We start from the raw sequence: 420 nt of genomic DNA on the forward strand, positions 1-420 counted from the left end.
CGGCCTGGTGCAATCAAGTATCGATGCCAATAACCTGCAAACCCAGTTTAGTTATGATGTGTTTGGCCGTATGACCGGGCAACAAACGCCTGGCGCAGGTGAAGTACGGGTTGCGCTGGACAGCACCAGCTATGATAACAATGCCCCCCAGCACGCAGTCTGGCTGCAGGTAACCCAGCAGCGCGGCATGCCAGAGCAACGGGTGTATTTTGATATGCTCGGTCGCGATATCCGCACGGCGGTACAAGGTTTTGAGGGTAACTGGATTAACCGCGATAAACGCTACGACGCAGCAGGCCGGGTTGAAGCCGAATCACAACCCTATATGCAGGGCAGCGCGCCAGCCTGGACAGAATACAGTGGTTTTGACGAGCTAAACCGCCCTGGCCAGAAAGTAACTCATGATAACCGCCTGAGCAT

At 55.0% G+C, this 420-nt stretch carries 1 protein-coding gene; it reads left to right on the plus strand.

The window, feature by feature from the left end; all coding sequences use genetic code 11:
• The coding region (locus tag MN202_RS20520; protein WP_335737995.1) for a hypothetical protein at positions 1-420 on the plus strand (420 nt) is incomplete at both ends.

Source organism: Rheinheimera muenzenbergensis (genome assembly GCF_036984005.1).
Lineage (GTDB): Bacteria > Pseudomonadota > Gammaproteobacteria > Enterobacterales > Alteromonadaceae > Alishewanella > Alishewanella muenzenbergensis.